Source organism: Brucella tritici (assembly GCF_008932295.1).
Lineage (GTDB): Bacteria > Pseudomonadota > Alphaproteobacteria > Rhizobiales > Rhizobiaceae > Brucella > Brucella tritici.
The window spans coordinates 1-2,837 of the sequence record NZ_WBWA01000063.1 but is presented as its reverse complement, the minus strand read 5'-3'; the positions used below and the strand labels follow the sequence as shown (position 1 = coordinate 2,837).

Sequence of the window (2,837 nt, the reverse complement as noted above, 5' to 3'; positions counted from 1 at the left end):
GCCATGAAGATGACGACGGAAGAAGCGTTTGTTAAGGTTTTGCAGATGCATGGTATAGAGCATGCATTTGGGATCATCGGTTCTGCGATGATGCCGGTTTCGGATCTGTTTCCAAAGGCTGGCATTACGTTCTGGGATTGCGCGCATGAGACGAATGCGGCGCTGATCTGTGACGGTTATACGCGTGTGACGGGCAAGATGGGCATGGCGATTGCCCAGAACGGTCCGGGCGTGACCGGCTTCGTGACCGCCATCAAGACGGCTTACTGGAACCACACGCCGATGCTGCTCGTCTCTCCGCAGGCTGCCAACAAGACCATCGGTCAGGGCGGCTTTCAGGAAGTGGACCAGATGGCGCTGTTCGAGGAGATGGTCTGCTATCAGGAAGAAGTGCGCGATGCGACCCGCATTCCCGAAGTGCTGAACCGGGTGATCGAGAAGGCATGGCGCGGTTGCGCACCGGCACAGATCAACGTTCCGCGCGATTTCTGGACCCAGGTCATCGATGTCGACCTGCCGCAGATCGTGCGGCTGGAACGCCCGAGCGGTGGGCGCGATGCCATCGCCGAGGCCGCAAAGCTTCTGACGGAAGCAAAGTTCCCGGTCATTCTCAATGGTGCCGGTGTCGTCATCGGTGGCGCAATCCCGGAATCCATCGCGCTTGCCGAAAGGCTCGATGCGCCGGTCTGCTGCGGCTATCAGCATAACGACGCGTTCCCCGGCACCCATCCGCTGTCTGCAGGGCCGCTCGGCTATAACGGCTCCAAGGCCGCGATGGAACTGATCGCCAAGGCCGATGTGGTTCTGGCGCTCGGCACCCGCCTCAATCCGTTCTCGACGCTGCCAGGCTACGGCATTGATTACTGGCCGAAGGACGCCAAGATCATCCAGGTCGATATCAATCCCGATCGCATCGGCCTCACCAAGAAGATCTCGGTCGGCATTTGCGGCGACGCCAGGCAGGTTGCGCAGCAGATCCTCGACCAGCTGGGAGCCAATGCAGGCAATGCCGGTCGTGACGAGCGCAAGCAGCTCATCCATCAGCGCAAGTCCGCCTGGTTGCAGCAGCTTTCCTCGATGGATCATGAAGATGACGATCCGGGCACGCATTGGAATGCCGGTGCCCGCGAGCGCGAGAAGGACCGCATGTCGCCGCGACAGGCATGGCGCGCCATTCAGGCCGGCATGCCGAAGAACGCCATCATGTCCACCGACATCGGCAATAATTGCGCCATCGGCAATGCCTATCCAAGCTTCGAGCACGGACGCAAATATCTGGCGCCGGGCATGTTCGGCCCCTGCGGTTATGGCTTCCCGTCCATCGTCGGCGCCAAGATCGGCCAGCCCGACACGCCGGTGGTCGGCTTTGCCGGCGACGGCGCGTTCGGCATCTCCATGAACGAGATGACCTCCATCGGTCGCAAGGGCTGGCCTGCAATCACCATGGTCATCTTCCGCAACTATCAGTGGGGTGCCGAAAAGCGCAACACGACGCTGTGGTACGACAACAACTTCGTCGGCACCGAACTCAATCCGAACCTGAGCTACGCCAAGGTGGCGGATGGCTGCGGCCTCAAGGGCGTGACCGTCGATAGCCAGCAGGCGCTCACCGAGGCCTTGCAGACGGCAATCGACGAACAGGCCAAGGGGGTGACCACCTTCATCGAAGTCGTGCTCAATCAGGAACTGGGCGAACCATTCCGCCGCGATGCGATGAAGAAGCCCGTCGTCGTGGCCGGTATCGACAAGGCCGATATGCGCCAGCAAATGCCTGTCTGAACCAGTTCGTCAGTAATCAGGCCGGGAGCGCAACTCCCGGCCTTTTGAAAAGATTGCGCCATGCTGCCATTGGAAAAGATTTTTGAGAAAGCCCGGTCGAGGCCGCGCCACATCGTGCTGGCCGAAGGCGAAGACCCGCGCATCATCGATGCGGCGCTGCGTGCCGAACGTGAAGCCATTGCCCGCGTCACGTTGCTGGGGTCCGAAAGCATCATCGGCAGCCAGATCGACGGATCGAAGATCGCGATCATCGATCCCAGAACATCGGGCTTGAGCGCGGATTATGCGCAAAAACTCTATCGGCTGCGTCAGGCCAAGGGCATGACGGAAGAACAGGCCGAGGCGATGGTGAAGACACCGCTTGGCTTTGCTGCCATGATGGTGCGGGAGGGCGATGCGGATGGGACGGTGGCTGGCGCAGTCGCAACGACAGCCGATGTGGTGCGCCATGCCCTGCAGATCATCGGCAAGGCTGAAGGCGCTTCACTCGTTTCAAGCTTCTTCCTGATGCTGCTGTGCCAGTCGCATCATCAAAAGAAGGGCGCTTTCGTCTTTGCCGATTGCGGCCTCGTGGTGGAACCGGATTCCGCGCAGCTTGCCGATATCGCCATCCAGTCGGCCGATTCATATCGCCAGCTCACGGAAAAGGACGCAGCCGTTGCCATGCTGTCCTTCTCCACCGGCGGTAGCGCCGCCCATGAGCGTGTGTCGAAGGTGGTGCAGGCAACCCGCACCGTGCGGGAGCGCAAGCCCGATCTGTGCATCGATGGAGAGTTGCAGTTCGACACGGCATTCGTGGAAGCGATCAGCCATGCCAAATCACCGGATTCCCCGCTGAAAGGCAATGCCAATGTCTTCGTGTTCCCCAATCTCGAAGCCGCCAATATCGGCTACAAGATCGCCCAGCGCATCGGCGGCGCACAAGCCATCGGCCCCGTGCTCCAGGGCCTCGCCAAACCCGCAAACGACCTCTCGCGCGGCTGCAGCGCTGACGATGTCCTCCACATGATCGCTATAACAGTCAATCAGGCCAGGTGAAGGACACCGTGTCGTTCGTG

2 protein-coding genes are annotated in these 2,837 nt (G+C 60.7%); both read left to right on the top strand.

Translation table 11 applies throughout. The features are described from left to right. The first annotated feature begins 3 nt into the window (after nucleotides 1-3). Nucleotides 4-1,779 (top strand): sulfoacetaldehyde acetyltransferase, encoded by a 1,776-nt coding sequence (gene xsc, locus F9K91_RS25325; RefSeq protein WP_151558909.1) that lies wholly within the window; start codon nucleotides 4-6, stop codon nucleotides 1,777-1,779. A gap of 60 nt (nucleotides 1,780-1,839) precedes the next feature. Beyond that, nucleotides 1,840-2,817: a phosphate acetyltransferase gene (pta, locus tag F9K91_RS25320; protein ID WP_151558907.1), complete on the top strand. Its 978-nt coding sequence runs from the start codon at nucleotides 1,840-1,842 to the stop codon at nucleotides 2,815-2,817. Nucleotides 2,818-2,837: the final 20 nt, after the last annotated feature.

Coding starts and splice junctions, on each gene's coding strand:
- pta (WP_151558907.1), top strand. CDS start 1,840: ATGCTGCCATTGGAAAAGATTTTTGAGAAAGCCCGGTCGAGGCCGCGC.
- xsc (WP_151558909.1), top strand. CDS start 4: ATGAAGATGACGACGGAAGAAGCGTTTGTTAAGGTTTTGCAGATGCAT.